Raw genomic sequence first — 24,905 nt, 5'->3', positions numbered from 1 at the left:
TCTTTTGGAATCCCACTATGGCAAACTTTGCGCTTAACGTCACCCGCCTCGGGTTTTCGCTGCTGCAGGCGGTTTCTCCTGATCTGGCAGGCAGAGCGGCGTTCCAGCTGTTCTGCCGGACGCCATCAGCAAGACCCAGGGGCACAAAGTCGAAGCTGGCGCATGCGGCGGGTGCGGCCCGGCTTGCCGACGCCGAACGCTTCACCCTCCGGCTCGCAGGCGGGCGCCAAGCGCATGCCTATCGGCTGAACGGCGGGGCGAGGGGCAAACGCAAGCGCTATCTGGTGACGCATGGCTGGGGATCGAGCGCGGCATATATGGCCGAACTCGTCTCGACGCTTGCGGCAACGGGCGGGGAGGTCGTGGCGCTCGATTTTCCCGGCCACGGCCGTTCCGGCGGGCGGTTCCTGCATATGGGGCTTGCGGTCGAGACGATCGCGGCGGCCGAGACGCGCTTCGGCGCATTCGATGCGGCGATCGGCCATTCCTTTGGCGGCGCTGCGCTGATGGTCTCGGCGGCGGGCCTTCTGCCCGGCGTGGCGCCTGTTGGCGGCGAGCGACTGGTGCTGATCGGCGCGCCGAGCGAGATGAGCTGGCTGTTTACCGATTTCGGCCGAATGGTCGGTCTTCGCCCTGCGGCGCAAGCCGCACTGGAGAATGAGGTTCATCGTGTCACCGGGCGGAGGCTTGAGGATTTCGACGCCGGCGAGGCGGCGGGTGAGATCGGCCGCCCGGTGCTCATCATCCATGCTGAAGACGACAAGGAGGTGTCGCCTCTCCATGCCAGGCGCTACGGCGCGGCGGGAAAGGGCGTTCGGCTGTTCTGGGCGAACGGCTTCGGCCACCGGCGCATCATCGCCGCCGCACCGGTTCTTGCCGCGATCGCGGCGTTTCTCGAAGGCGATCGGGGCGTGGGTGACGCTCCTGATGAAAGCATCAAAAAAGATGCGGAGATCATTCCGTTTTTTGAGCTTCCGGCAAGGCGCGCGGCATTGTAGCGTCCGTCGCGAAGATCAAGCCGCGGCGGGACGCCTCATGAAAATCATCAGCAGCATCGAAGAGCTTAACACGATCTATGGCGCCGGACTTTCGCCGGCCTCCGTCACCAAGGTGACGAAGCAATTGACCCCGCTCTATCGTGAGATGATCGAGATCTCACCGTTTGCGGCGCTTGCGACCGTTGGGCCGGAAGGGCTCGACTGTTCCCCGCGCGGCGATCTCGGCGGCGTGGTGCGCGTCGCCGACGACGAGACGCTGCATCTGCCGGACTGGCGCGGCAACAACCGGGTCGATTCGCTTTCCAATATCGTGCGCGATCCGCGGCTGGCGCTGATGTTCCTGATCCCCGGCTCGAACACGACGATGCGCATCAACGGCCGCGGCGTCGTCTCAGACGATGAGGCGCTGCTTTCGAGTTTCGAGATGGACGGCAAACATCCGCGCACCGTCGTCGTCATTTCGATCGACGAGGTCTATTTCCAATGCGCGCGTGCCGTGATGCGGGCCGAGCTCTGGAATGGAGAACACTTTGCCGATCCGGCGAAGCTGCCGACGCCGGGGCAGATGCTGAAGGCCGCAACCGGCGATTTCGACCAGGAAACCTATGACCGGGAATGGCCGGGGCGGGCGGCGAAGACGATGTGGTAGGCAAGCGTGCCTGTGGCCGCCGGCCTTTTACTCGGCGTCGCAAGCGGCAAACTCGTCCGTTCCCTCAGGCTCCTGACGGACGAGAGAGGAATACGACGTTGCCACATACCTCTTCTCCCCAGCGGGGAGAAGTGCCGGAGCGATAGCGAGGCGATGAGGGGGTGAGCGACGACAGGAGCGAATGCACTGAGCGCAAGCGAAGGGCAACAATTAACGGCTGCCGTGTGGCCCCCTCATCCGACCCTTCGGGCCACCTTCTCCCCACTGGGGAGAAGAGGGAGCAAGCGGGCGAACCGGACAGCAGCTTGTCGCCGTCACCTGCCGGTGACAGCGTGCGCGCGGCGACCGATTACCCTCACGTCTTATAAATCAGCCAGCTCTTGGTGAAATCCTTTTGCATGCCGTCCTGATAGAGGATGGTGCAGTTGCGGCCGGCATTCTTTGCGCCGTAAAGGGCGATGTCGGTCTTGCTATAGAGTTCGCCGGCATCCCCGGCGCTGGAGGCCATGCAGATGCCGATCGAGACGGTGACCGGACCGTAATTCACCCGCGTACGGGAGTTTTTGAAGGGCGTCGTCTCCAACGTGCGACGAATGCGCTCGGCGATCGCGGTCACTTCCTCGGGCGTGTTGCCATCGACGATGAGGGCGAATTCCTCGCCGCCGGTGCGGGCAACGAAGATGTCACGGCGGACATTGCTGCGGATGACGGAGGCGACGGTGGCGAGCACCTTGTCGCCGACCGGATGGCCGTAGGTGTCGTTGATCTTCTTGAAATTGTCGATGTCGCAGAGCAGCAGCGCCGTCACCGGCCGCATGCTCGAATTGTCGAAAATGGCGGCGAGGCGGTCGTCGAAAGCGCGGCGGTTGGAAAGGCGCGTCAGCGAGTCGGTGTTGGCGATGCGCTTGTATTCGTCGAGCTCCTTGCGGACCTGATCCATCTCCTGCGAGCGCTGGACGACGTCCTCGACCGTGCGTTCGCCATGCGCCATGGTGTCGCCGGTCGCCTGGCTGAGGAGATCGATAGCGTTTTCGATCAGTTCGACGCTGGCGTTGCTCTTGGAGGAGATGCGCTTGTGGGTCTCGCCGAGCAGTCTGGTGTAGCTTTCGAGCGAACTCTGCTCCTGCCTGAGAATGCGCAGCAGGCCATCGAGCTCGCCGGCAATGCGCGTATGGGCATCGTCGAAGACACGGGCCGGGCTGTGGGTGAAGTGCTGCGCGCCGAGCGCATCGAGTTCGGCCTGGGTCACCTGGCCGCCGAGGGCCGCAAGCTCGCGGGTGAGGGCCGGATTAGAGCCGATATAGGCCTCGTAGAAGAGTTGGTAATTGCGCGGTATCGGCGCGACGCCCATGGAGCGCATGGCATAGGTGATCTGACCCGCAACGTCGGGAACCGGCACCTTGGGCGCGACAGCCGTATTCATCCGGCGAACTCCTCATATATTCAAAGGCAATATTCTATTTGTTAGCTTAAATTTCTTGGGAAAAGATTAAAGCGATATATACCAAAGATTACATACGACAAATGCCCCATGCGGTAATACTTCGATCAGGCCTATGATTCTCCATGGAAAAACGTATCTTTAGTGAGACAGTGCATACTCGCTGAGCGGGTACAGTGTCTGAAAAACTTACAGTTCTTCTCCGCTGGAGACCGTATTCATCTTGTCGACAGTTGGTTTTGGCCGTTTCGTATTGCAGTCTCGACATTTTTGGGATCGTATTTTCTGCAACGGACCCGATCTTAGCCCACAAATCGCGGCGTGAGATCATGGAAACCTCCCGTCATATTTCTTTCGCCATCCTGACCTTCACCGTCCTTGCCGCCGGCGCGTTGCTGCTGGAGCATACCGGCTTCTTCACCGGTGCTTTCCGCACGGAGATCCTGGCAAGGGTCGATGCCGGGGATCTGGTGAGCGTGGGCGAGGCAGTCACGGCGCAGAGCACAGGCGCCTCGGATAAGGCCTCGCCGCGGTAGAGCAGGCGGCAACGCAACCTGCCCAATCACCCCAAATTCAGTTCCTGGAAAAAATCATTTCCCTTGTCGTCGATGACGATGAAGGCGGGGAAGTCTTCGACTTCGATCTTCCAGACCGCTTCCATGCCGAGTTCGGGATATTCGAATACTTCAACCTTGCGGATACAGTCCTGGGCAAGACGGGCGGCGGGGCCGCCGATCGAGCCGAGATAGAAGCCGCCGTGTTTCTTGCAGGCCTCGCGCACGGCGCGCGAACGGTTGCCCTTGGCAAGCATCACCAGGGAGCCACCGAAGGACTGGAACTGGTCGACGTAACTATCCATGCGCCCGGCGGTCGTGGGGCCGAAGGAGCCGGAGGCGTAGCCGACCGGCGTCTTGGCGGGGCCGGCATAATAGACCGGGTGGTTCTTCAGGTAATCGGGCATGCCTTCGCCCTTTTCAAGCCGTTCGCGGATCTTGGCATGGGCGAGGTCGCGGGCAACGATGATGGTGCCGGTCAAGGACAGGCGGGTCTTGACGGGATGCCTGGAGAGTTCGGCGAGCACCTCGGCCATTGGCCGGTTGAGATCAATGCGCACCGTCGATTCCGACAGTTTCGCCTCGTCGATCTCGGGCATGTATTTCGACGGATCTGTTTCGAGCTGCTCGACGAAGATGCCGTCGCGGGTGATGCGACCCTTGGCCTGACGGTCGGCGGAACAGGAGACGCCGAGGCCGATCGGTAGCGAGGCGCCGTGGCGGGGCAGGCGGATGACGCGCACGTCATGACAGAAATACTTGCCGCCGAACTGGGCGCCGACGCCCATCTGCTGCGTCAGTTTGTGGATTTCCTTCTCCATCTCGATGTCGCGAAAAGCATGGCCGCTCTCGGAACCTTCGGTCGGCAGCTCGTCGAGATAGCGGGTGGAGGCGAGCTTGACGGTTTTCAGGTTCATCTCTGCCGAGGTGCCGCCGATGACGATCGCCAGATGGTAGGGAGGACAGGCTGCCGTCCCTAACGTCAGGATCTTCTCCTTAAGGAAGTCGATCATCCGGTCATGGGTCAAGAGCGAGGGCGTGCCCTGGTAGAGAAAGGTTTTGTTGGCCGAGCCGCCGCCCTTGGCGACGAAGAGGAATTCGTAGGCGTCGGTGCCTTCCTCGTAGATGTCGATCTGGGCTGGCAGGTTGTTCCTGGTATTCTTCTCCTCGAACATTTTGACCGGCGCGAGCTGCGAATAACGCAGGTTCTTCTTCTCGTAGGCATCCATGACGCCGCGGGCGAGCGCCGCCGTATCCTCGCCCTCGGTCCAGACCCTGCGGCCCTTCTTGCCCATGATGATCGCGGTGCCGGTATCCTGGCACATGGGCAGCACGCCGCCGGCTGATATATTGGCGTTCTTCAGAAGATCGTAGGCAACGAAACGGTCATTGTCCGTTGCCTCGGGGTCGTCGAGGATCGAGGCGAGCTGCTTCAGATGGCCGGGGCGCAGCAAATGGTTGATATCGGCGAAGGCGGTTTCGGCCAGCAGGCGGATGCCTTCCGGCTCGACGGTCAGGATCTCCTGGCCCTTGAACGTATCGACCGAGACATGGTCGTCGCTGATCTTGCGATAGGGGGTGGCATCCTTGCCGAGCGGGAAGAGATCGTCAGCCATCGAAGTGACCTTTCTGGTAGGGCGTCGCTAGATTGGAACCGGTCTAAATCCGCCGCGGGGCAAATGCAATCGGGATGCGCCGGAGCCCGGCCGGTTAAGCCGGAGTCGCGCGTGCTGCACCACGCGAAACGGGTGAAACTAGCGTAGTCGCCTCGACAAAGACGACTCCAGGTTGCCTTCTGTTCGAGGCCAGTTCATATTCCCGGCAGCGTTAACCGGGGCTTCAAATGACAAATGCAAAGCCAACTGCTGTCGACGACCTTCTCGTTTTTTTCGAAGACAATTGGATCCGCGGGAATCTGCTGCGCCTCTCCAGCGATCCCGAGGGAGCGGACATGTATGTTCGCTTCGTCAATGGCGTGCGTATCGACGCCAAACATGGGCCCGACCACGAAACGATCATAAGGGGCGAGTACGGAACCTTCAAACTGAGACCTGACGGTCACTTCGAGTACGAGCTGGACTACACGCTCGACGTCGTGAAAAATTTAACGAAATACGATCAGCTCATCGAGAAGCTGAGCTTCAAGATGTCCGATGGCTCAGGGGGCACGGACCTCGGCGTGCTGACCCTTGCGATCGACGGCGTCGACGAAGGCGAAAAATACCACGAAATCCTGGATTTCGACGATATGGGCGTCACATCGAGGGCCGATAATTTCTCTCTGCCTGACTATCGCAACTTTGCGCTCTCGGTGAACGGCGGTCACGAATTCACGCTTCTGAACGGGTATGTCTATGATACCATCCCGGGTGTCGACGCCATCACCGAGGACGGTTTCAGCGATACCGTTCTATCGCCGGGTTCTGCGCCCGTAAGCTTGAAAATGCTCGATGGCGGGGAATTCACCTTTCAGAGCGTTTCGATCGCCGAATTGACGGCAGCGCCCTTTCACCTGACGCTCACCGCGCTGAACGACGGCCAGATCGTCTATCAGCAGGAGCTCGAGGTCACCGGCCCCACTCTCGAGGTTAATCTCGAAGACATCGAAGAAATCCGGTTCGATTTCATGGGCAATTCTGTCGTGATGGACAATTTTTCGCTGTTTGCCTTGCTATAGGCTGGAGGGAGTAGCGGCGTTGCGGCATATCCCCTTCTCCCCGCGAGCGGGGGTCCGAAGGACGGGTCGAGACCTGTGGCTCGACCCCGGTTGGTGGCGGCAGCCGGATGAGGGGCAGCGCGACCTCCCTACTTCGGCCCGATCATCGTCTCCGGACGCACGATCTCGTCATATTCTTCCGACGTCACCAGACCGCTGGCGAGGGCTTCTTCCTTCAGTGTCGTGCCGTTCTTGTGGGCAGTCTTGGCGATCTTGGCGGCTGCGTCGTAGCCGATCTTCGGGGCCAGGGCGGTCACCAGCATCAGCGAGCGTTCGAGGCCGGCCTTGATATTGTCCTCGCGCGCCTCGATGCCGACGACGCAATTGTCGGTGAAGGAGACGGCGGCGTCGGCGAGCAGCTGCACCGACTGCAGGAAATTATAGGCCATCATCGGATTGTAGACGTTGAGCTCGAAATGGCCCTGGCTGTCGGCGAACGTCAGAGCCGCGTTGTTGCCGAAGATATGGATGCAGACCTGCGTCAGCGCCTCGCATTGGGTCGGGTTGACCTTGCCGGGCATGATCGAGGAGCCTGGCTCGTTTTCCGGCAGCGCCAGCTCGCCGAGGCCGGACCGCGGGCCGGAGCCGAGCAGGCGGATGTCGTTGGCGATCTTGAAGAGGGCGGCGGCGGCCGCATTGATGGCGCCATGGGAAAAGACCATGCTGTCATGCGAGGCGAGCGCCTCGAACTTGTTCGGCGCGGTGACAAACGGCATGCCTGTGATGGCAGCGATCTCTTCGGCGACCTTTTCGGCAAAGCCCACCGGCGCATTGAGGCCGGTGCCGACGGCAGTACCGCCCTGGGCGAGTTCGCAGAGGCCGGGCAGGGTCATTTCGATGCGCTTGATGGCGGAGCCGACCTGGGCGGCATAACCCGAAAATTCCTGGCCGAGCGTCAGCGGCGTCGCATCCTGGGTGTGGGTGCGGCCGATCTTGATGATGTGGCTGAATTCGGTGACCTTCATATCAAGGGCGGCATGCAGGTGCTTGAGGGCCGGGAGTAGGTGATGGGCGATTTGCTCTGCGCAGGCGATGTGCATGGCCGTCGGATAGGTGTCGTTCGACGACTGGCTCATATTGACGTGATCGTTCGGATGCACCGGCTTCTTGGAACCCATGACGCCGCCGAGCATTTCTATTGCACGATTGGAGATCACCTCGTTGGCATTCATATTGGACTGCGTGCCCGAACCGGTCTGCCAGACCACCAGCGGAAAGTGGTCGTTCAGCTTGCCCTCGATCACCTCCTGGGCGGCGCCGACGATCGCTTTGCCGAGGCCAGGATCGAGCTGGTCGAGCGACATGTTGGCGCGGGCGGCCGCCTGCTTGACGATGCCCAGCGCACGCACGATCGACAGCGGTTGCTTTTCCCAGCCGATCTTGAAATTGCCGAGCGAACGCTCGGCCTGGGCGCCCCAATATCGGTCGGCGGCGACGTCGATCGGGCCAAAAGTATCGGTTTCGGTGCGGGTTGCGGTCATCAGCCTTGCCTTCCCTTTACATGCTGTTTTCGGGCATTTTCGAAAGATGAGGTCTTATAGGTTGGAAAGTCCGACAAGAAAACTGGAAGCCGTGCGAAATATTGAAATCGGAAGTCATGTTTACGCAGGTTTTTCGGCGTGCCTTTTAGGCCACTTTGGAAATTTTATGCATCCGGGCGTTTTCACCCCACTGGTCTGCCAGCGAAAATTCGGTAAAAAATTAACTAATAATTTCATAATTTTGTGTGAACTGCTGGGCGGCGCCACGCAGGATCTCCGTCACATAAAATTGAGTCCGCCGGCGCTGGCGGCGCAGGCCGGTTTCTGATCAATGAGGCCCTACGCTGCTTGAGTTTCGCGGGATTTGAGCTTGAGCCTTGCGCTCGTGACAAGAACAGCATGACACCGGGACTGGAAGATATATGACGTTCGTTTTGAAAAGCGCTGCATCCGCATTGGCAATTTCCTGCGGCGTGGCAGTGATGAGTGCCGCACCCGCGCATGCCTATACACTGATGGATATGTTGCGCGGCGACAGGCAGCGGACCCAGAGCACCATCTTCATGGACCAGATGCCGCCCGGCCGTGTGGGCCAGCGCGGCGGCATTGGCGGATCGCTCGGCGGGCTCGACCCTGAAGCACCGCTGCCGAAGGTAAGCGGTCCGCGTTATTACACCTACAAAACCGAGACGCTGCAATTCGTCGATACCGGCAGGTTTGCCGATCCCGTCGTCACCGGCGCGGTCGCCGATGTTTCGGGCAGTGGCGATGCCAGCGCCGAACCCGCCGTGCAGCGCCGCTTCCTGGCGCAGGCCAAGGTGCGCGCCAATGCCGACGTTGCAAAGGCGCTCGAGGCCTATTACGGCGACAGCCGCAATCCGCTCGTCTGGGTCGATGGCAACCAGATCAACGACCGTGCCAAGTCGGCGATGTCGGCGCTTGCCGATGCGGCCTTCGTCGGCCTCGACCCGGCGGATTACGCCGTCCAGACGCCTGATATCGACCCGGCCAATCCCGATCCTGCCTTCCGCGACCGTGCGCTGACGCAGTTCGAGCTCGAACTCTCCGCCAAGGTGCTGGCTTTCGTGCAGGACACGGTGCGCGGCCGCATCGATCCGAACAAGATCTCCGGCTACCACGATTTCCAGCGCAAGGTGGTCAATCTGGCCCCGGTGCTGAAGCTTGCTCGCATGAGCCCCGACGTCGGCGCCTATATTGGCAGCCGCTCGCCTGATAGCCCGCAATTCCAGGCGCTGAAGGCAGAGCTTGCAAAGCTTCGTGCCGCCGACGGTGGCAACGAAGAGCGAATCGTCGTTTCGCTCGACAAGCTGCTGAGACCTGGCGAGAGCTCGCCCGAGATCGCGAATATCGTCAAGGCAATCGGCAAACACGGTTCCGAAACGCTAAGGACCGATCATGCGGCAACGATTGCCGCCTATGCCGGCAGCAGCGACTATTCGCCTGACATCGTTTCGCTGGTCGAGGACTTCCAGAAGGAGCGCGGGCTGAAGCCCGATGGCGTCATCGGCCAGGCGACGGTGCGCGCCATGACCGGCGGCGACACCAATGCTTCGAAAATCGACAAGCTCGTCGTCGCCATGGAGCAGGCGCGCTGGCTGCCGGAGGATCTCGGTTCACGCTACGTCATGATCAACCAGCCCGCTTACATGGTCTACTACCACAATGACGGCAAGGAACAGCTGTCGATGCGCGTCGTGGTCGGCGGCAAGAACAACCAGACTTATTTCTTCGATGACGAGATCGAGACGGTGGAGTTCAACCCTTTCTGGGGCGTGCCACAGTCGATCATCATCAACGAAATGCTGCCGAAGCTGCGCTCGGATCCGAACTATCTCGACCAGCTTGGCTATGAAGTCGAGGTGAACGGCCATGCCGTCGCCTCTTCGAGCGTCGACTGGTATGGTTCGACCGATAACGTCTCGGTGCGCCAGCCGCCGAGCAGCGACAATGCGCTCGGCGAACTGAAGATCCTGTTCCCGAACAGCCACGCGATCTACATGCACGATACGCCGTCGAAGAGCTTCTTCAAGCGCGACATGCGGGCTCTCAGCCACGGCTGCGTGCGCCTTGCCAATCCGCGTGCGATGGCGGCTGCCGTGCTCGGCACGACGGTCGACGATGTCGCCAAGCAGATCGCCAGCGGGCAGAACCATGCGGTACGCGTGCCGCAGAAGATCCCGGTCTACGTCTCCTACTTCACTGCCTGGCCGAACAAGGACGGCGTGGTGGAATATTTCGACGACGTCTACGGCCGCGACGCCTATGTCGACAAGGCCTTCGATGCGACGACCAAGGCGCGTGGGGCGCAGATCTGATAATCGGATTTGATTAGTGATGCCAGCGGGCGGTCTTTGGGCCGCCCGTTTTTGTTTTTGGCGGCGATTACGGAATGGAAACAAAATGGAGAGGGCGTACCATAGCACCTCAGCAGAAAGCGGGGGACGGCCTCAGACGGCAACCTTCTCCGCATATTCCTGTAGCAGCCTTTCTATCAGCTGCGGCGTCAGCTCATCGAAATGGGTAATGATAACATCCGGATCGAGGCTCGAAACCGGCACGTCAGAATAGCCGAACGGCACGGCAATCGAGGGCACACCGGCATTCTTGGCAACGGCGATGTCGTTGATGCTGTCGCCAATCATTACCGTGCGGGTGATGTCGCCGCCGGCGCGTTCGATGGTGCCGGTGAGGTGGCGGGCGTCGGGCTTGCGCACGGGGAAGGTGTCGCCGCCTGATATCGCGTCGAAATATCTGAGGAGGTCGAGCTTGTCGAGCAGGCCAAGTGCCAGGCTTTCCATCTTGTTGGTGCAGACGGCGAGGCGGTAACCTTCGGATCTGAGCCGGTCCATGGCGGCGACCAGGCCGGGATAGGGTTCGGTACGGCCGGGCATGTTGCCGGCATAATGCGCAACGAAACGCTCGACCAGCAGCGGCAGGGCGTCGCCTTCGAGCGGATGGCCGCGCAGACGGCAGGCGCGCTCGATCATCACGCGCGCGCCCTGGCCGACGAGATGGGTGAGGTCGTCGTAGCTGACCGGTGCAAGGTCAAGGGCCGCGATCGTGTGGTTCAGGCTCTCGACCAGATCCACATGGGTATCGAGAAGGGTGCCGTCGAGATCGAAGACGACGAGCGCCGGGCGAGCGGGGGCAGGGGTCAAGGGCATGTCTCTTTGAGCGATGGTCGTCTTGATGAGCGATGGATCGTCTTGAGGTAGGCGATAGCGCGGCGGAAAGCAACGTCCGGCGATGGCTGGGAAGGCCGCAGGCCTCTGTTTCGGCTTTTCATTTTCCGTGATGATTTTGACTTTCGTTTGCCAGGCGAGCCGTGTAAACAGCACATCCAACGCAATAATCGGAGCTGGCGGCGCATGGATGCCCGCGAAATGAAGATCAAGGCCGCCGAGGCCGCACTCGCCCATGTCGAAGGCGGGATGCGTCTCGGGATCGGCACCGGCAGCACGGCGGAAGAATTCGTTCGCCTGCTGGCAGAGAAGGTCGCGGGCGGCTTCAGGGTCGAAGGCGTCCCGACCTCCGAAAGAACCGCGCGGCTCTGCGTCGAACTCGGCGTGCCGCTGAAGTCGCTCGACGAACTGCCGGCACTCGACCTGACCATCGATGGCGCCGACGAGGTCGATACGGGGCTCAGGCTGATCAAGGGCGGCGGCGGTGCGCTGCTGCGCGAAAAGATCGTCGCAGCCGCCTCCGAGCGGATGATCGTCATTGCCGACGAGAGCAAGCTTGTGGAAACGCTCGGCGCCTTCGCGCTGCCGATCGAGGTCAATCCGTTCGGGCTCGTCTCGACGCGCATCGCGATCGAAAAGGTCGCGGCCCGGCTCGGCCTCTCGGGTGAACTCGCTCTGCGCCAGTCGGGTGACGGAGAGTTTACCACGGATGGCGGCCATCACATCATCGATGCATCTTTTGGCCGCATTCCTGATGCAGAGGCGCTTTCGAGCGAGCTGAATTCCATACCCGGCGTCGTCGAACACGGGCTCTTTATCAATATGGCGGCACTTGCGATCATTGCCGGTCCTGCGGGTGTGCGCACACTGCAGGCAAACAGATAACAGGAGCGTATACTCATGATGAACATTGCAGGTCTTGGCCGTCTCGCCGCTGCGACCGTCCTTCTTTCCGGGCTTGCCTTCGGCTCCGCCGTCAAGGCGCAGGAAGCTTCCGAGGAGCAGCTGAAGGCGTCTCGCGCGGCGATCGACGCCATCGGCGCCACTGCCCAGTTCGACAACATCCTGCCCGGTCTCGCCGAGCGCTTGAAGGCAGGCCTGATCCAGGATTCGCCGAACTACCAGGACATCATTTCGTCGACGGTCGACGCTCAGGCGCTGGCGCTGGCGCCGCGCCGCGGCGATCTGGAGAAGGAGGCAGCACTCACCTATGCCAAGACCTTCACCGTCGATGAGCTGAAGGCGATCGCCGATTTCTATAATTCCGACGTTGGCAAGAAGCTGCTGCGCGACGGTCCGGTCGCCTCGCGCGAGACGGCGAAGGCTGCCGACATCTGGGCGCAGGGCATTTCCCGCGACCTGGAAAAGCAGAGCAACGCCGAGCTTTCCAAGGTCATCAAGGCGCCGCCGCCGGCAACCGACAGCCCGGCCGCTCCGGCTCCCGCACCGGCTGCCCAGCAGTAAAGCTCGCCCATCAAAATTTGCGAAAGCCCGGCATTGTCCGGGCTTTTTTGCTATGATGCGGCAAATGCCGCCGGCGCGGTTTTAGGTGACTACAGATGTCCGATCATCACAAGGCTGTCCGAGTGCGGATATCCGGCAAGGTCCAGGGTGTCGGTTTTCGCTATTGGACGCGCGATGAGGCCGTGCGGCTCGGTTTGACGGGCTGGGTTCGCAATGAAGAGGACGGGGCCGTCGTCGCGGTGATCGCAGGACCCGACACCGCTATCTCGACAATGATCGAGCGTTTCTGGCGCGGACCTTCGGGGGCGTCGGTTTCGGGTGTCGAGATGGAAGCAGCCCAGCTTGAAAAGAACCCGACGGATTTCCGCATTACCCGCTGACAGCAGCAATCGCTCGGCAGATGCAATTGGGATCGCAGATGCGCCGGAACTCAGCCCTATGGGTTCGGGTTCTTTGCAAGTTGCCACACACCCTCCTCGTCCGGCTCCACGCGCTTGTTGCCGCGGTAGAAGATCGGCAGTCTCGTCTTCTTGTCGATCGAGAAACGGCTCGGCGTGTATTTTTCGTCCTCATGGCCCTGAATGGCGAGGCTGAGTGCTTCCTTGAATTTGCCAGCCCTGCACAGGTTGGTGAAGAGAGTTTGATCCATCTTTTGCTCCGGCATTCTTTTTCATCTCGCGGATTGCCTGCCAGCCTTCGGCGACCGGGTCAATCGCAGCCGTTTACAATGAAGATTCGGCGATGGGAACGGGATGACGCAGGAGCGGGCTTTTGTTTTCGTGATGATCGCCCCTATATCAGGAACATCCTTCCTGCGATTCCCTTCCGGAGCTCCTCATGTCTTCCTACGACTACGACCTCTTCGTCATCGGCGGCGGTTCGGGAGGCGTGCGCGGCGCGCGTGTCGCCGCCTCGCTCGGCAAAAAGGTGGCGATCGCCGAGGAATACCGCTATGGCGGCACGTGCGTGATCCGCGGCTGCGTGCCGAAGAAGCTCTTCGTCTACGCCTCGCAGTTCCATGAGCATTTCGAGGATGCGGCGGGCTTCGGCTGGACGGTTGGCGAAAGCAGCTTCGACTGGAAAAAGCTGGTGGCGGCCAAGGATGCCGAAATCACCCGGCTGGAAGGCCTCTACAAGAAAGGTCTCGCCGGCGCTAATGCCGAGATCCTGGAAACGCGCGCAGAGCTCGTCGATGCCCATACGGTTCGGCTGCTGAAGACTGGACAGATGGTGACGGCCAAGACGATCGTGATCGCCACCGGCGGACGGCCGAACCCGCATGCAGCCCTTCCCGGTCATGAACTCTGCATCTCCTCCAATGAGGCCTTTCATCTTGACGAACTGCCGAAATCGATCGTCATCGCCGGCGGCGGCTATATTGCCGTCGAATTCGCCAATATCTTCCATGGCCTCGGCGTCGAGACGACGCTGATCTATCGCGGCGCCGAGATCCTGTCGCGCTTCGACGAAGATCTGAGGCGCGGGCTGCACGAAGCGATGGTCGCCAAGGGCATCCGCATCCACTGCCACGACACGCTGCAGAAGGTTTCCAAGGGTGAGGACGGCCTCATTCTGGAGACGCTGAACAACGGCACGCTGCAAGCCGGCGTCGTCATGCTGGCGCTCGGGCGCGATCCGAACACCGAAGGCCTCGGCCTCGAGGCGGCCGGCGTCGCGGTCGACGAGCGCGGCGCCGTCATCGTCGATGAATATTCCCGCACCAATGTCGAAAACATCTATGCGCTCGGCGATGTCACCAACCGGGTACAGCTGACGCCGGTGGCGATCCACGAGGCGATGTGCTTCATCGAGACCGAATACAAGAACAATCCGACCCGGCCGGACTACGAGCTGATCCCGACCGCCGTCTTCTCACAGCCGGAGATCGGCACTGTCGGCCTCTCGGAAGAGGATGCGGGCAAACGTTATGGCGAGCTCGAGGTTTACCGCGCCCAGTTCCGGCCGCTGAAAGCCACGCTTTCCGGCCGGGCCGAGCGGATGATCATGAAGCTGATCGTCGATGCGGCGAGCCGCAAGGTGGTGGGCGCCCATATCCTCGGCCACGATGCCGGCGAAATGGCGCAGTTGCTCGGCATCACGCTGAAGGCCGGCTGCACCAAGGACGATTTCGACCGCACCATGGCGCTGCATCCGACCGCCGCAGAAGAGCTCGTCACCATGTATGCGCCGAGCTATCGCATCCGCGACGGCAAACGGCTTTGATCCGCGACGGGCTTAAGCTCTTTGTTTTATGCATGTCGTTGACCCGGAACCGCTGCACACTTCCGGGCGACATGCATTAGAGCGCCGTGCGTCCCTTCGGACGCACAAAGGACGCTCTAACACTTTGAATCTACGCATCGTGCTTTCCGAAAATCGATTCCGATTTTCGGGCCGATGCGCTAGCTGGTGATGCGCGGCGCCCGGATGACCTTGAGGAAAAGCGCCTTCATCGCATCGGTGATACCTTGGGTCGGCGTCACCTCGAAATAGAGGCCGGGCGAAGCGCACGCCTGCATCTTCGTCGGAATCTCGCTCTGGAAGGGGCTGATCCATTTGTTGTACCAATCATTGCTCGGCAACGGCAGGTAGGTGGTGTAGAGCACGGCGATCTTGACACCGCGATCCTTCAGCGGCTTGCAGAAGGAGGTGTCGATCGGTTCCTGACAGCGGCCGCCGGTCGTCTTCTTGGTGCATGTCGACGGCTTGTAGCTGTCGCCGACGCCATCGGAAACGAAGAACAGGATCTTTTCGGGGCTGATATTCGACGTGCCGTCACCGGCCGGGTCGATGATGGTATTCATCTGGGTCAGGGCGCTATCGAAGCTCGTGAGCTGGTCCTGATTGTAGTTCTGGTAGGGAATGGTCATCAGATCGACGGCGTCGGTGTAATTCTTCACCTTCGTCAGGTCGGAGGTGGGGCTGGAGATCGTCGTCAGCTTGGCGTCTTCGGCTTTGGTGCCGAAAGTATAGACGCCCATGCGAAACTGGTCGCTGCTGACGCGTTCGGTCTTGGCCGTATCCGTCAGCGCCTGGGTTGCCTGGCGCACGACGTCGATGCGCATGGCGACGCTGAGACTCTTGGCGATTGTATAGTTGTTGGTGCTCTGGTCCATCTGATGGCAGGCGAAGGCGCAGCCTGTTTTAGCCTGCAGCTTCGAAACATCGTTCGCGGTTGCGCCGACGCCCATGGAAGGCGTGTTGTCGAGCAGGATGTAGAAATCCATGAAGGCGGCGGTTTGATATTCGGCAGTCGCAGCACCCGAGATCGTGATCGAGTCCCGGCCGAGGATGCGCATGAAGGTGGTGGGCACGGTCGCGCTGAAGGTAACCTGCGAATTCAGCTTGTTGGCAGTCTTGGTGACGTCGATGCCGAGGTCGACATGAACGTCGGTCAGCTCCCCGGACATCTGAGACATGAAGATACTGCGGGCGTCGTCTTTGCCGAGCGAGATCGTGCCGTTGCCACTCATGGTCATGGCGGCTGCGACCGCGCCGGATTTTTCGGCGATCGAACCGACAGCGGCGGCATCGGCAGCGGCGTAAAGCTGTGTCCTCAGGCTGAGCGCATGGGCGAGATCCACGGCCATGCCGGCCGCACCGACGAGTGGCACCATCAGCAGTGCCGTCATGATGCCGAAATTGCCCGAGCGGTCCGATATGAAACCGGGCGGAAGGATCGCCATGCCATGTCCCCGATGTTGAACTCTTTGCGGTTCTACATTGAAAGTCTAAAATATGGGGAAATCGACATGGTATATGCGGGTTTAATCAGACAATGGCGGGCGGCGGCGGCGAGGCGACAACTGTCGGCGATTGGTCTTTGCAAGCCTGACCTAAAGGTCTATAAGCCGCCGCATATTGAGGGCATCCTAAGGTAGGGATGTGAGAACGGGTGAGTGAGATGGCAGACAATTGGACCCCGAGCAGCTGGCGGCACAAACCGATCCTGCAGGTTCCCGAATATCCCGACGCAGCCGCTTTGGCGGCAACGGAGGCCACGCTCGCCAGCTATCCGCCGCTTGTCTTCGCGGGCGAGGCGCGCCGTCTGAAGAAGCATCTTGCCAACGTCGCCGAAGGCAACGGCTTCCTGCTGCAGGGCGGTGACTGTGCCGAGAGCTTTGCCGAACACGGCGCCGACAATATTCGCGACTTCTTCCGCGCCTTCCTGCAGATGGCGGTCGTGCTGACCTTCGGCGCGCAGTTGCCGGTCGTCAAGGTCGGGCGCATCGCCGGCCAGTTCGCCAAGCCGCGTTCGTCGAATGTCGAGAAGCAGGGCGACGTGACGCTGCCCGCCTATCGCGGCGACATCATCAACGGCATTGAGTTCACCGAGGAGTCGCGCATTCCGAATCCGGAACGCCAGGCCATGGCCTATCGCCAGTCGGCCGCGACGCTGAACCTCCTGCGCGCCTTTGCGATGGGCGGTTACGCCAATCTCGAAAACGTTCATCAGTGGATGCTCGGCTTCGTCAAGGACAGCCCGCAGGGCGAGCGTTACCGCAAGCTTGCTGACCGCATCAGCGAAACCATGGATTTCATGAAGGCGATCGGCATCACCTCGGAAAACCAGCCGGCGCTCCGCGAGACCGATTTCTTCACCAGCCACGAGGCGTTGCTTCTCGGCTATGAAGAGGCGCTGACACGCGTCGATTCCACCTCGGGCGACTGGTATGCAACCTCTGGCCACATGATCTGGATCGGTGACCGCACGCGCCAGGCCGACCATGCGCATGTCGAATATTGCCGTGGTATCAAGAACCCGATCGGCCTGAAATGCGGCCCGTCACTGCAGGCTGACGATCTGCTGCAACTGATCGACATCCTGAATCCGGCCAATGAAGCCGGGCGCCTGACGCTGATCTGCCGCTTCGGCCACGAGAAGGTCGCCGACAACCTGCCGCGCCTCATCCGCGCCGTCGAGCGCGAGGGCCGTAAGGTCGTCTGGTCCTGCGATCCGATGCACGGCAACACGATTACGCTCAACAACTACAAGACCCGTCCCTTCGAGCGGATCCTGTCGGAAGTCGAAAGCTTCTTCCAGATCCACCGCGCCGAGGGCACGCATCCGGGCGGCATCCATGTCGAAATGACCGGCAAGGATGTGACGGAATGCACGGGCGGCGCTCGCGCGGTTTCCGCAGAAGACCTGCAGGACCGCTACCACACCCATTGCGATCCGCGCCTCAACTCCGACCAGGCGCTTGAACTGGCCTTCCTGCTTGCCGAGCGCATGAAGGGCGGCCGCGACGAAAAGCGCATGGTCGCGAACGGCTGAGACTACAGCGCCGCGCGTCTGGAAAGATGCGCAAAGGACGCTGTAGCATTTTGGATTGCTGCATAATTTTACCCTTAAATCGGTTCCGATTTGAAGAATTATGCAGTAGCCGAAACGGTTGAAGAAAAGCCCGGCGATGCCGGGCTTTTTTATGCTGCGAAGGTGGAACAGGCAGTCAGATGCTGGCCTGGACGCTGTGCAGGTTGGCGTACACGCCGTCTTGCGCCATGAGCTCGTCATGGGTGCCCTGTTCGACGATGCCATCAGCCGTCAGGACCAGGATGCGGTCGGCATGGCGGACGGTCGACAGACGGTGGGCGATGACCAGGGTGGTTCGGCCGTTTGCCAGGCTGAGCAGCGCCTGCTGCACCGCCCGTTCGCTCTCGTTGTCGAGCGCGCTGGTTGCTTCGTCGAAGATCAGGATTTCCGGATTCTTGAGGAAGGCGCGGGCGATGGTGATGCGCTGGCGCTGGCCGCCCGAGAGCTTCACGCCGCGTTGGCCGATATCGGTATCATAGCCATGGGGCAGGGCGATGATGAAGTCGTGCGCATTGGCGGCGCGCGCGGCCGCTTCCAGCTCGGCATCGCTGGCCTCGGGCCGGCCGTAGCGCAGGTTTTCCGCCACCGTACCGGCAAACAGGTAGACATCCTGCTGCACCACCCCGACGTGGCGCCGGAGCGAGGCCAGCGTCACATCGCGGATGTCGATGCCATCGATCTGGATCGCCCCGGCCTCGACATCGTAGAAACGTGGTATCAGCGCACAAAGCGTGCTCTTGCCGACCCCTGACGGGCCGACCAGGGCGACGAACTCCCCGGGAGCGATGGTGAGCGACAGCTGCTCGAGCACCCGCGGGCCATCGGCCTCGTAACCGAAGGCGACGTTGGAAAAGCTGATCTCGCCCCTTGGTGCCGGCATCGGCCGCGCCGCCGGCCGATCGGTGATATCGGGAGCGATCTCCAGGATCTCCATGGCCCTGACGAAGCCGGTATAACCCTCCTGCCAGAGGCGCACGAAATTCGCCAGCCGCTGCACGGGATCGACCAGCACGGCGATGCAGAGCAGGAAGGTCAGCATATCAGGCACGGTCAGTTCCGCCGCCAGGATGCGCAGGCCGCCGACGATGATCACCAATATGGTGACGAACTGGGCGAAGGTTTCGGTGCCGACCGAAAACCAGGCTTCGCTGCGGTAGCCCTCGGCGCGGCTTTGCAAGAAACGCCGGTTCTGCTCGGCGAAGCGTTCCTTCTCCAGCGCCTCGTTGGCAAAGGACTGGACGACGCGGATGCCGGCAAAAGCATCCTCGACGCGCTCGTTGACGGCGGCGATCTGCCGCTTGCTGGCTTCGAGCGCGCGGTTCATACGCCGGTTGAAATAAAGCGCATAGGCCACCGCCACCGGGGTGAGCAGCAAGATCAGGGCTGCCAATGGCGGATCGATGAAGAACAGCACCAGCATGGCGCCGCCGTATTTGAGTACGGCGATGGAAAGATCCTCGGGGCCATGATGAAAGAGCTCGCCCAGCCACAGGCTGTCATTGGTGATGCGGCTCATCAGCTGGCCGGTGCGCTGGCGGTCGTAGAAGCTGAACGAGAGCTTCTGGCAGTGCTCGAAGAGTTCCTGCCGCACCGTCGCTTCGATGCGCGCGCCCATCACATGGCCGCGATAATCGACGAAGAAGATGGCGACGATCTGGACCGCCAGAACGGCTAACATGACGCCGCCCATCGCAAGGATGTGTGCGAAGGCCTGCGGCGCGTCGGGGAGAGCCAGAAGGCGGCTCGTGACGATGTTGGCGCAGAGCGGCAGGGCGACCGCCGTGCCGGCGACCAGGATGGCACAAAGCAGATCCGCCAGCAGCAAAGGCAGATGCGGACGGTAGTAGGAGAGGAATTTGCGCATGCGCGACCGGCGCCGCTCGCGGTCGGCGGCATTCGCATCGTCGCGGAAGAATTTCAGGAAGGGGTTATGGCGTCGCGAGTTTTTCCTCGCGCGGGAGAACCGAATGTTCATGAAGCTGAATGTCCTTGTGGGGGATGTTTCCTTTCTGTTCGGACAGGGTCGCTCTCATGTCAGTCTCCCAGGGTTGAATAAATTGGACCTTAAGTATTGCCGACAACAGCCGGCGATTCAATGCCGCGATGAGATGAGGTTGGCGGCTGTTGTCGTCGAGCAACAGGTGCTTGAGCCGACCAAGCATGGATAAGGCCGTCGATTTTCAAGATTTCTGATGATTTCGTTGAACGGAATGGATTTGACGCCGCGGGTGATCGGCGGCAACGTCCCGTCATAAACGGGAGAGCGATGATGACCGTACGGCATACAGGCGGCTGCCTTTGCGGCGCCGTGCGATTTTCAACGACGGCGAAGCCAGGACCTGTCGTCGGCTGCCATTGCTCGCAGTGCCGCCGGCAGACCGGGTTTTATTACGCCGCGGTCAACGTGGCCCGCGCGGCTCTTTCGGTTGATGGCACCGAGGCGGTCCGCTGGTACCGGTCGAGCGAAGAGGCGCAGCGCGGCTTCTGCTCGAATTGCGGCTCCGCGCTGTTCTGGCAGGCGGACGGATCGGCGGAGATTTCGGTCATGGCCGGCGCCTTTGACACGCCGAGCGGCCTTGCCTTCGGCCATCATATCTACTGCGCCGACAAGGGCGATTTCTACGAAATATCAGATGGCCTGCCGCAATATGACGGGAATCCCCCGTCGTCATCCTCGCTGGCCCCGTGATTGACAAAGGTTGATCGCCGAGGCTAGGTTTACCGTGCTGCGTAGGGCGCTTCGTCGAATGTCGAAAGGGCAATGCCCGCCTACAATGTATCAACAGTTGCGCCCATGCCGAATCTCGAAAACCTCAAAAAGCAGGCCAAGCAGTATTTGCGATGGCACCGCGAAAGATACTATCCTGTTGCAGCCGAGATCAGAGCTGCGTTGCCGCGCTTCCGTCATCTCGATGACAGCCAGGTGCTGGAGGCGCGCTTCAAGCTTAGCGACGCGCAGGACCTGATCGCACGTCAAATGGGTTTCGAGGGATGGCAGGCGCTCAAGACAGGAGCCGCAGCCATGACAGATCCGAAAAAACAGCCCGCACCACAAGCCATCCTGAGTTCGCTATCCGCGCAGTTGTTTGTCACCGATATCAAGGCGTCGTGCGAATTCTTCACCGGCAAGCTCGGCTTCAGGGTCGACTTCGTCTATGGCGACCCGCCGTTTTACGGACAGGTCATCCGCGACAATGCTCAACTCGCTCTGAGGCTGGTATGCGAGCCCGTGTTCGTCGGCGATATCAGGCAACGGGAGCATCTGCTTTCAGCCTCGATCACCGTCGATACATCAGACGAGATCAAGCGCCTGTTCCTGGATTTCCAGGCCGCAGGCGTATCCTTCCATCAGCCCCTCAGGAAGGAGCCGTGGGGTGCCAGAAACTTCATCGTGCTGGATCCGGACGGAAATCTCATCCTGTTTGCCGGTCCGGGCGGGTGATCGTTGCGCAATAAGCGATGCCTCAGCTTCTGGCGGAAAGTTCGGCGCTGAGGCGGGCAACGTCCTCGCGCAACGCCGTCAGCTCGGTCAGCACGCGCATGTCGATCTTCTGGTGCAGGGAGAGCACTTCGAGTTCGGCCTTGAGATTGACCTCGTAATCCTTGGCGGCCTCGAAGCGGTCGCGCTCTGCCTGGCGGTTCTGCGACATCATGATGATCGGCGCCTGGATGGCGGCGAGCATCGACAGGATCAGGTTCAGGAAGACGAAGGGATAGGGATCGAAGGCGCCGCTCATCAGAATGATGGTGTTGATGACAGTCCAGGCGATCAGGAAAACGAAGAAGGCGATGATGAAGGACCAGGAGCCGCCGATGCGGGCGATGCTGTCGGCGATACGCTCGCCGAAGGAGGCGTCGGCTGAGAAGGCGGCGTTGACGTCGGTCGAGATGACCTTGCGCGCGTGCGCTTTCGCCAGCACGCGCTTTTCGACGTCGCCGAGTTCGTCGGCCGGTTTGTCGAAATGATGGTGCACGAAGTCCGAAAGATTAGACATTGCCTGTTTCCGATGCCGGTTATCGATGCGGTCGCTTTCGGCGCCAGTATTCCGCTCCGTAGGTAAATTGCAATGCGTATCAGTGCCGCGCGGAGCCACGCGCGATCCGTTCATAAAAATTTCGTCGTCGCGAGGTGCCGCTTTCGGCCCGAACGTGTTGCGGTCGTGAAAGGTGCAGGCTAAATAAATGACATGACACAGGAAAACGCTCTTTCTGATATCTTCCGCATCGCCATCGGCCAGCTCAACCCGACGGTCGGCGATGTCGCCGGCAATCTCGACAAGGCGCGCGAGGCGCGTATTGACGCGGGCCGGGAGGGCGCGCATCTGCTCGTCCTGACCGAGCTTTTCATCTCCGGCTATCCGCCTGAAGATCTGGTGCTGAAGCCCGCCTTCATCCGCGCCTGCTGGAAGGCGGTCGAGAGCCTGGCTGCCGATACCGCCGATGGCGGGCCTGGTGTCATCATCGGTTTTCCTCGGCAGGACGAGACCGGGCGCTACAATTCCGTCGCCGTGCTCGACGGCGGCAAGGTGATTGCGGTGCGCGACAAGATCGACCTGCCGAACTACGGCGAGTTCGACGAGAAGCGGGTCTTCGACCAGGGCGCCATGCCGGGGCCGGTGAATTTCCGCGGCGTGCGCATCGGCATTCCGATCTGCGAGGATATCTGGGGCGATCTCGGCGTCTGCGAGACGCTGGCCGAAAGCGGAGCCGAAATCCTGCTGTCGCCGAACGGTTCGCCCTATTATCGCGGCAAGGTCGATATCCGCCACCAGGTGGTGCTGAAGCAGGTGATCGAGACCGGATTGCCGCTGATCTATGCCGCCCAGCTTGGCGGCCAGGACGAGCTGGTCTTCGACGGGGCGAGCTTCGCTTTCAATGCCGACAAGTCGCTCGCCTTCCAGATGAGCCAGTTCGAAATCGCGCTGGCGGTGACGACATGGAAGCGCGGCGACAGCGGCTGGCACTGCGCCGAGGGACCGATGGCGCATATTCCAGAGCGCGAGGAAGCCGATTACCGCGCCTGCCTGCTCGGCTTCCGCGACTACGTCAACAAGAACGGCTTCAAGACCGTCGTGCTCGGCCTTTCCGGCGGCATCGACTCGGCGATCTGCGCAGCGATCGCCGTCGACGCGCTGGGCGAAGAGCGGGTGCGCACCGTCATGCTGCCCTACCGCTACACGTCAGAGGATTCGCTGAAGGATGCGGCCGATTGCGCCAAGGCGCTCGGCTGCCGCTACGATATCGTGCCGATCGAACAGCCGGTGACGGGTTTCAGCAGCGCGCTCGCCAGCCTTTTCGAAGGCACCGACAGCGGCATTACCGAAGAGAACCTGCAAAGCCGGGCGCGCGGCGTCATCCTGATGGCGATCTCCAACAAATTCGGCTCGATGGTGGTGACGACGGGCAACAAGTCGGAAATGTCGGTCGGCTACGCCACGCTCTACGGCGATATGAACGGCGGCTTCAACCCGATCAAGGACCTGTACAAGATGCAGGTCTATGCGATTTCCCGCTGGCGCAATGAAAACGTGCCGCCGGGTGCGCTGGGACCGTCTGGCGAGGTGATCCCGCAGAATATCATCGACAAGGCGCCTTCGGCCGAACTTCGTCCCGATCAGAAGGACCAGGATTCCCTGCCACCCTATCCCGTTCTCGACGATATCCTTGAATGCCTGGTGGAAAAGGAAATGGCGGTCGAAGAGATCGTCGCGCGCGGCCATGATGTCGCGACCGTTCACCGGGTCGAGCATCTGCTCTATCTCGCCGAATACAAGCGCCGGCAATCGGCGCCGGGTGTTAAGATCACCAAGAAGAATTTCGGCCGCGACCGGCGGTATCCCATCACCAACCGGTTCAGGGATCGCTGACGGCATCACGTTTTTCGGGAGGAACCATGCGCAGCTCGGTTGAGATCTACAATGTCAGGACGGGCAGGGCCCGCGAGGTCTGGCAGACGGACAAGCTGGTGGAGGCGCCCAACTTTTCGCCGGATGGTTCCTACCTGCTCATGAACGGCGACGGGCTGCTCTACCGCCTGCCGCTCGATGGCGGCGACGTGGTCAAGGTCGATACCGGCTTTGCCGTCAACTGCAACAATGATCACGGCATTTCGCCCGATGGCACACAGATTGTCATCTCCGACAAGACCGAATTCGGCAAGTCGGCGATCTACACCTTACCGATCGAAGGCGGCACGCCGCGGCTCATCACAAAGAACCTGCCGTCCTATTGGCACGGCTGGTCGCCGGATGGGCGTGAGCTTGCCTATTGCGGCATCCGCGACAATGTCTTCGACATCTACACCATCTCCGTCGACGGCGGCGAGGAGACGCGGCTGACGCATGGCGAAGGCCGCAATGACGGGCCGGACTGGTCGGCGGATGGCCAGTGGATCTATTTCAATTCCAGCCGCACTGGGCTGATGCAGATCTGGCGCGTCCATCCCGACGGCACGGGTCTCCAGCAGGTGACATCAGACGATTACGGCAACTGGTTTGCCCATCCGTCACCCAACAACGACAAGGTGCTGATCCTGTCCTACGACCCCTCCGTCTTCGACCATCCGCGCGACCTCGAGGTGCGCCTGCGGCTGATGGACATGGACGGCGGCAATCTGAAGACGCTGTTCGAGCTGTTCGGCGGGCAGGGCACGATCAACGTGCCCTGCTGGTCACCTGATGGTGATGAGTTTGCCTATGTCCGGTACTTCCCGGCCGAGTAGGACGATGGACGGTATCTCGCTGTAACGATAGTCGAAGCGGGATCACAGAATACTCACGCCAACGGTATCCTGGTATTTCTTTGCCGTAATGCAAAGCTGAAAGCTTCCCATGTCATGCTATTTTCCTACGCTCGCAGCCCTTATGACGCTGACCTCGGTGTCAGCCCAGGCTGGCGATATCAAGGGAAAGACCTCTCGTCTCCCTACGAATGACTGCATAGAAATCGGCGGGATGGTCGTGACAGATGCAGGCCCAACATATGGGGCGACCGAGTTTAAATGTGGCGAGAAGTTATCCTTGGTGCTTGAACGTGAGACGGGCAGAAAGGGGAATAGCGCTGTGTGGACTGTGATCGATAGG

Annotated in this window: 24 protein-coding genes; 16 read left to right on the top strand and 8 right to left on the bottom strand. The window is 61.0% G+C overall.

All coding sequences use genetic code 11. The features are described from left to right. The first annotated feature begins 17 nt into the window (after positions 1–17). Together CUJ84_RS11810 and CUJ84_RS11805 are read left to right on the top strand one after the other, a co-directional pair. A complete protein-coding gene (locus CUJ84_RS11810) occupies positions 18–998 on the top strand; it encodes an alpha/beta hydrolase (RefSeq protein ID WP_105006346.1) in 981 nt (326 codons plus the stop codon). A gap of 37 nt (positions 999–1,035) precedes the next feature. After that, positions 1,036–1,647: a pyridoxamine 5'-phosphate oxidase family protein gene (locus tag CUJ84_RS11805; RefSeq protein WP_105006345.1), complete on the top strand. Its 612-nt coding sequence runs from the start codon at positions 1,036–1,038 to the stop codon at positions 1,645–1,647. Between the two features lie 355 nt (positions 1,648–2,002). Here CUJ84_RS11805 and CUJ84_RS11800 read toward each other — a convergent pair whose 3' ends face one another. Further along, complete coding sequence (locus CUJ84_RS11800) at positions 2,003–3,070, bottom strand: GGDEF domain-containing protein (protein WP_105006344.1); 1,068 nt, start codon at positions 3,068–3,070, stop codon at positions 2,003–2,005. A gap of 347 nt (positions 3,071–3,417) precedes the next feature. On the opposite strand from CUJ84_RS11800, the gene CUJ84_RS11795 reads away from it, so the two are divergent. Further along, positions 3,418–3,624, top strand: coding sequence for a hypothetical protein (locus CUJ84_RS11795; RefSeq protein WP_105006343.1), 207 nt, complete (start codon positions 3,418–3,420; stop codon positions 3,622–3,624). A gap of 26 nt (positions 3,625–3,650) precedes the next feature. Here CUJ84_RS11795 and CUJ84_RS11790 read toward each other — a convergent pair whose 3' ends face one another. Continuing rightward, positions 3,651–5,258, bottom strand: coding sequence for a fumarate hydratase (locus tag CUJ84_RS11790; RefSeq protein ID WP_105006342.1), 1,608 nt, complete (start codon positions 5,256–5,258; stop codon positions 3,651–3,653). Between the two features lie 227 nt (positions 5,259–5,485). On the opposite strand from CUJ84_RS11790, the gene CUJ84_RS11785 reads away from it, so the two are divergent. Then, entirely contained in the window at positions 5,486–6,319 is an 834-nt protein-coding gene (locus tag CUJ84_RS11785; protein ID WP_105006341.1) for a VCBS domain-containing protein, read from the top strand. Between the two features lie 128 nt (positions 6,320–6,447). Here CUJ84_RS11785 and fumC read toward each other — a convergent pair whose 3' ends face one another. Then, the gene (gene fumC, locus CUJ84_RS11780) at positions 6,448–7,839 is read right to left on the bottom strand and encodes a class II fumarate hydratase (protein WP_105006340.1); all 1,392 of its coding nucleotides are present in this window, start codon (positions 7,837–7,839) and stop codon (positions 6,448–6,450) included. A 91-nt stretch (positions 7,840–7,930) separates the two neighbouring features. Between fumC and CUJ84_RS37935 the strand changes: the two genes are divergently transcribed. Both CUJ84_RS37935 and CUJ84_RS11775 read left to right on the top strand, forming a co-directional pair. Then, positions 7,931–8,167, top strand: coding sequence for a hypothetical protein (locus CUJ84_RS37935; RefSeq protein ID WP_158686930.1), 237 nt, complete (start codon positions 7,931–7,933; stop codon positions 8,165–8,167). A 94-nt stretch (positions 8,168–8,261) separates the two neighbouring features. After that, a complete protein-coding gene (locus CUJ84_RS11775) occupies positions 8,262–10,175 on the top strand; it encodes a L,D-transpeptidase family protein (protein ID WP_105006339.1) in 1,914 nt (637 codons plus the stop codon). A 132-nt stretch (positions 10,176–10,307) separates the two neighbouring features. On the opposite strand, the gene CUJ84_RS11770 is transcribed toward CUJ84_RS11775, so the two are convergent. Then, positions 10,308–11,024: an HAD family hydrolase gene (locus CUJ84_RS11770; RefSeq protein ID WP_199788809.1), complete on the bottom strand. Its 717-nt coding sequence runs from the start codon at positions 11,022–11,024 to the stop codon at positions 10,308–10,310. A 204-nt stretch (positions 11,025–11,228) separates the two neighbouring features. On the opposite strand from CUJ84_RS11770, the gene rpiA reads away from it, so the two are divergent. The 3 genes from rpiA (at position 11,229) to CUJ84_RS11755 (ending at position 12,886) form a co-directional block, all read left to right on the top strand. Beyond that, a complete protein-coding gene (rpiA, locus tag CUJ84_RS11765; protein WP_027684459.1) occupies positions 11,229–11,927 on the top strand; it encodes a ribose-5-phosphate isomerase RpiA in 699 nt (232 codons plus the stop codon). 15 nt (positions 11,928–11,942) lie between these two features. Further along, complete coding sequence (locus tag CUJ84_RS11760; RefSeq protein WP_027684460.1) at positions 11,943–12,506, top strand: DUF2059 domain-containing protein; 564 nt, start codon at positions 11,943–11,945, stop codon at positions 12,504–12,506. A gap of 95 nt (positions 12,507–12,601) precedes the next feature. Then, on the top strand, positions 12,602–12,886 hold the full coding sequence (locus CUJ84_RS11755; protein ID WP_105006338.1) for an acylphosphatase: 285 nt from the start codon (positions 12,602–12,604) through the stop codon (positions 12,884–12,886). Between the two features lie 56 nt (positions 12,887–12,942). Here the strand turns inward: CUJ84_RS11755 and CUJ84_RS11750 are convergent, their stop codons facing one another. Further along, positions 12,943–13,155 carry a hypothetical protein gene (locus CUJ84_RS11750; RefSeq protein ID WP_105008165.1) on the bottom strand — a complete coding sequence of 71 codons (213 nt, stop codon included), beginning with the start codon at positions 13,153–13,155 and terminating at the stop codon, positions 12,943–12,945. A 188-nt stretch (positions 13,156–13,343) separates the two neighbouring features. Here CUJ84_RS11750 and gor point away from each other — a divergent pair, with 188 nt between their 5' ends. Next, on the top strand, positions 13,344–14,729 hold the full coding sequence (gor, locus tag CUJ84_RS11745; RefSeq protein ID WP_105006337.1) for a glutathione-disulfide reductase: 1,386 nt from the start codon (positions 13,344–13,346) through the stop codon (positions 14,727–14,729). Positions 14,730–14,908: 179 nt separating this feature from the next. Here gor and CUJ84_RS11740 read toward each other — a convergent pair whose 3' ends face one another. Next, positions 14,909–16,192: a pilus assembly protein TadG-related protein gene (locus CUJ84_RS11740; RefSeq protein ID WP_105006336.1), complete on the bottom strand. Its 1,284-nt coding sequence runs from the start codon at positions 16,190–16,192 to the stop codon at positions 14,909–14,911. 218 nt (positions 16,193–16,410) lie between these two features. On the opposite strand from CUJ84_RS11740, the gene CUJ84_RS11730 reads away from it, so the two are divergent. Next, positions 16,411–17,784, top strand: a complete 1,374-nt coding sequence (locus CUJ84_RS11730) for a class II 3-deoxy-7-phosphoheptulonate synthase (RefSeq protein ID WP_105006334.1) — start codon at positions 16,411–16,413, stop codon at positions 17,782–17,784. A gap of 175 nt (positions 17,785–17,959) precedes the next feature. Here CUJ84_RS11730 and CUJ84_RS11725 read toward each other — a convergent pair whose 3' ends face one another. After that, positions 17,960–19,798, bottom strand: coding sequence for an ABC transporter ATP-binding protein (locus CUJ84_RS11725; RefSeq protein WP_105006333.1), 1,839 nt, complete (start codon positions 19,796–19,798; stop codon positions 17,960–17,962). Here CUJ84_RS11725 and CUJ84_RS11720 point away from each other — a divergent pair. The 3 genes from CUJ84_RS11720 to CUJ84_RS11710 all read left to right on the top strand — a co-directional run bounded on the left by CUJ84_RS11720 (position 19,791) and on the right by CUJ84_RS11710 (position 21,265). Next, positions 19,791–19,991, top strand: a complete 201-nt coding sequence (locus CUJ84_RS11720) for a hypothetical protein (protein WP_245457553.1) — start codon at positions 19,791–19,793, stop codon at positions 19,989–19,991. The genes CUJ84_RS11725 and CUJ84_RS11720 overlap by 8 nt on opposite strands. Positions 19,992–20,092: 101 nt before the next feature. Beyond that, a complete protein-coding gene (locus CUJ84_RS11715; RefSeq protein WP_105006332.1) occupies positions 20,093–20,512 on the top strand; it encodes a GFA family protein in 420 nt (139 codons plus the stop codon). Between the two features lie 105 nt (positions 20,513–20,617). After that, positions 20,618–21,265 (top strand): VOC family protein, encoded by a 648-nt coding sequence (locus CUJ84_RS11710; RefSeq protein ID WP_105008164.1) that lies wholly within the window; start codon positions 20,618–20,620, stop codon positions 21,263–21,265. 22 nt (positions 21,266–21,287) lie between these two features. Here the strand turns inward: CUJ84_RS11710 and CUJ84_RS11705 are convergent, their stop codons facing one another. Then, positions 21,288–21,818, bottom strand: coding sequence for a DUF1003 domain-containing protein (locus CUJ84_RS11705; protein WP_105006331.1), 531 nt, complete (start codon positions 21,816–21,818; stop codon positions 21,288–21,290). 192 nt (positions 21,819–22,010) lie between these two features. On the opposite strand from CUJ84_RS11705, the gene CUJ84_RS11700 reads away from it, so the two are divergent. Then, positions 22,011–23,690 carry an NAD+ synthase gene (locus tag CUJ84_RS11700; RefSeq protein ID WP_105006330.1) on the top strand — a complete coding sequence of 560 codons (1,680 nt, stop codon included), beginning with the start codon at positions 22,011–22,013 and terminating at the stop codon, positions 23,688–23,690. A 26-nt stretch (positions 23,691–23,716) separates the two neighbouring features. Next, on the top strand, positions 23,717–24,544 hold the full coding sequence (locus CUJ84_RS11695; RefSeq protein WP_105006329.1) for a TolB family protein: 828 nt from the start codon (positions 23,717–23,719) through the stop codon (positions 24,542–24,544). Positions 24,545–24,905 lie beyond the last annotated feature (361 nt).

This window comes from Rhizobium leguminosarum, from assembly GCF_002953715.1.
Lineage (GTDB): Bacteria > Pseudomonadota > Alphaproteobacteria > Rhizobiales > Rhizobiaceae > Rhizobium > Rhizobium leguminosarum_V.
Note: the sequence above shows the minus strand (reverse complement) of the source record. Positions and strands in the feature narration are given on the sequence as shown.

Bases quoted from the DNA above. Each gene is read 5' to 3' on its own strand.
- CUJ84_RS11810 (WP_105006346.1), top strand. From the start codon at position 18: ATGGCAAACTTTGCGCTTAACGTCACCCGCCTCGGGTTTTCGCTGCTG.
- CUJ84_RS11805 (WP_105006345.1), top strand. From the start codon at position 1,036: ATGAAAATCATCAGCAGCATCGAAGAGCTTAACACGATCTATGGCGCC.
- CUJ84_RS11800 (WP_105006344.1), bottom strand. From the start codon at position 3,070: ATGAATACGGCTGTCGCGCCCAAGGTGCCGGTTCCCGACGTTGCGGGT.
- CUJ84_RS11795 (WP_105006343.1), top strand. From the start codon at position 3,418: ATGGAAACCTCCCGTCATATTTCTTTCGCCATCCTGACCTTCACCGTC.
- CUJ84_RS11790 (WP_105006342.1), bottom strand. From the start codon at position 5,258: ATGGCTGACGATCTCTTCCCGCTCGGCAAGGATGCCACCCCCTATCGC.
- CUJ84_RS11785 (WP_105006341.1), top strand. From the start codon at position 5,486: ATGACAAATGCAAAGCCAACTGCTGTCGACGACCTTCTCGTTTTTTTC.
- fumC (WP_105006340.1), bottom strand. From the start codon at position 7,839: ATGACCGCAACCCGCACCGAAACCGATACTTTTGGCCCGATCGACGTC.
- CUJ84_RS11775 (WP_105006339.1), top strand. From the start codon at position 8,262: ATGACGTTCGTTTTGAAAAGCGCTGCATCCGCATTGGCAATTTCCTGC.
- CUJ84_RS11770 (WP_199788809.1), bottom strand. From the start codon at position 11,024: ATGCCCTTGACCCCTGCCCCCGCTCGCCCGGCGCTCGTCGTCTTCGAT.
- rpiA (WP_027684459.1), top strand. From the start codon at position 11,229: ATGGATGCCCGCGAAATGAAGATCAAGGCCGCCGAGGCCGCACTCGCC.
- CUJ84_RS11760 (WP_027684460.1), top strand. From the start codon at position 11,943: ATGATGAACATTGCAGGTCTTGGCCGTCTCGCCGCTGCGACCGTCCTT.
- CUJ84_RS11755 (WP_105006338.1), top strand. From the start codon at position 12,602: ATGTCCGATCATCACAAGGCTGTCCGAGTGCGGATATCCGGCAAGGTC.
- CUJ84_RS11750 (WP_105008165.1), bottom strand. From the start codon at position 13,155: ATGGATCAAACTCTCTTCACCAACCTGTGCAGGGCTGGCAAATTCAAG.
- gor (WP_105006337.1), top strand. From the start codon at position 13,344: ATGTCTTCCTACGACTACGACCTCTTCGTCATCGGCGGCGGTTCGGGA.
- CUJ84_RS11740 (WP_105006336.1), bottom strand. From the start codon at position 16,192: ATGGCGATCCTTCCGCCCGGTTTCATATCGGACCGCTCGGGCAATTTC.
- CUJ84_RS11730 (WP_105006334.1), top strand. From the start codon at position 16,411: ATGGCAGACAATTGGACCCCGAGCAGCTGGCGGCACAAACCGATCCTG.
- CUJ84_RS11720 (WP_245457553.1), top strand. From the start codon at position 19,791: ATGTTCATGAAGCTGAATGTCCTTGTGGGGGATGTTTCCTTTCTGTTC.
- CUJ84_RS11725 (WP_105006333.1), bottom strand. From the start codon at position 19,798: ATGAACATTCGGTTCTCCCGCGCGAGGAAAAACTCGCGACGCCATAAC.
- CUJ84_RS11715 (WP_105006332.1), top strand. From the start codon at position 20,093: ATGACCGTACGGCATACAGGCGGCTGCCTTTGCGGCGCCGTGCGATTT.
- CUJ84_RS11710 (WP_105008164.1), top strand. From the start codon at position 20,618: ATGCCGAATCTCGAAAACCTCAAAAAGCAGGCCAAGCAGTATTTGCGA.
- CUJ84_RS11705 (WP_105006331.1), bottom strand. From the start codon at position 21,818: ATGTCTAATCTTTCGGACTTCGTGCACCATCATTTCGACAAACCGGCC.
- CUJ84_RS11700 (WP_105006330.1), top strand. From the start codon at position 22,011: ATGACACAGGAAAACGCTCTTTCTGATATCTTCCGCATCGCCATCGGC.
- CUJ84_RS11695 (WP_105006329.1), top strand. From the start codon at position 23,717: ATGCGCAGCTCGGTTGAGATCTACAATGTCAGGACGGGCAGGGCCCGC.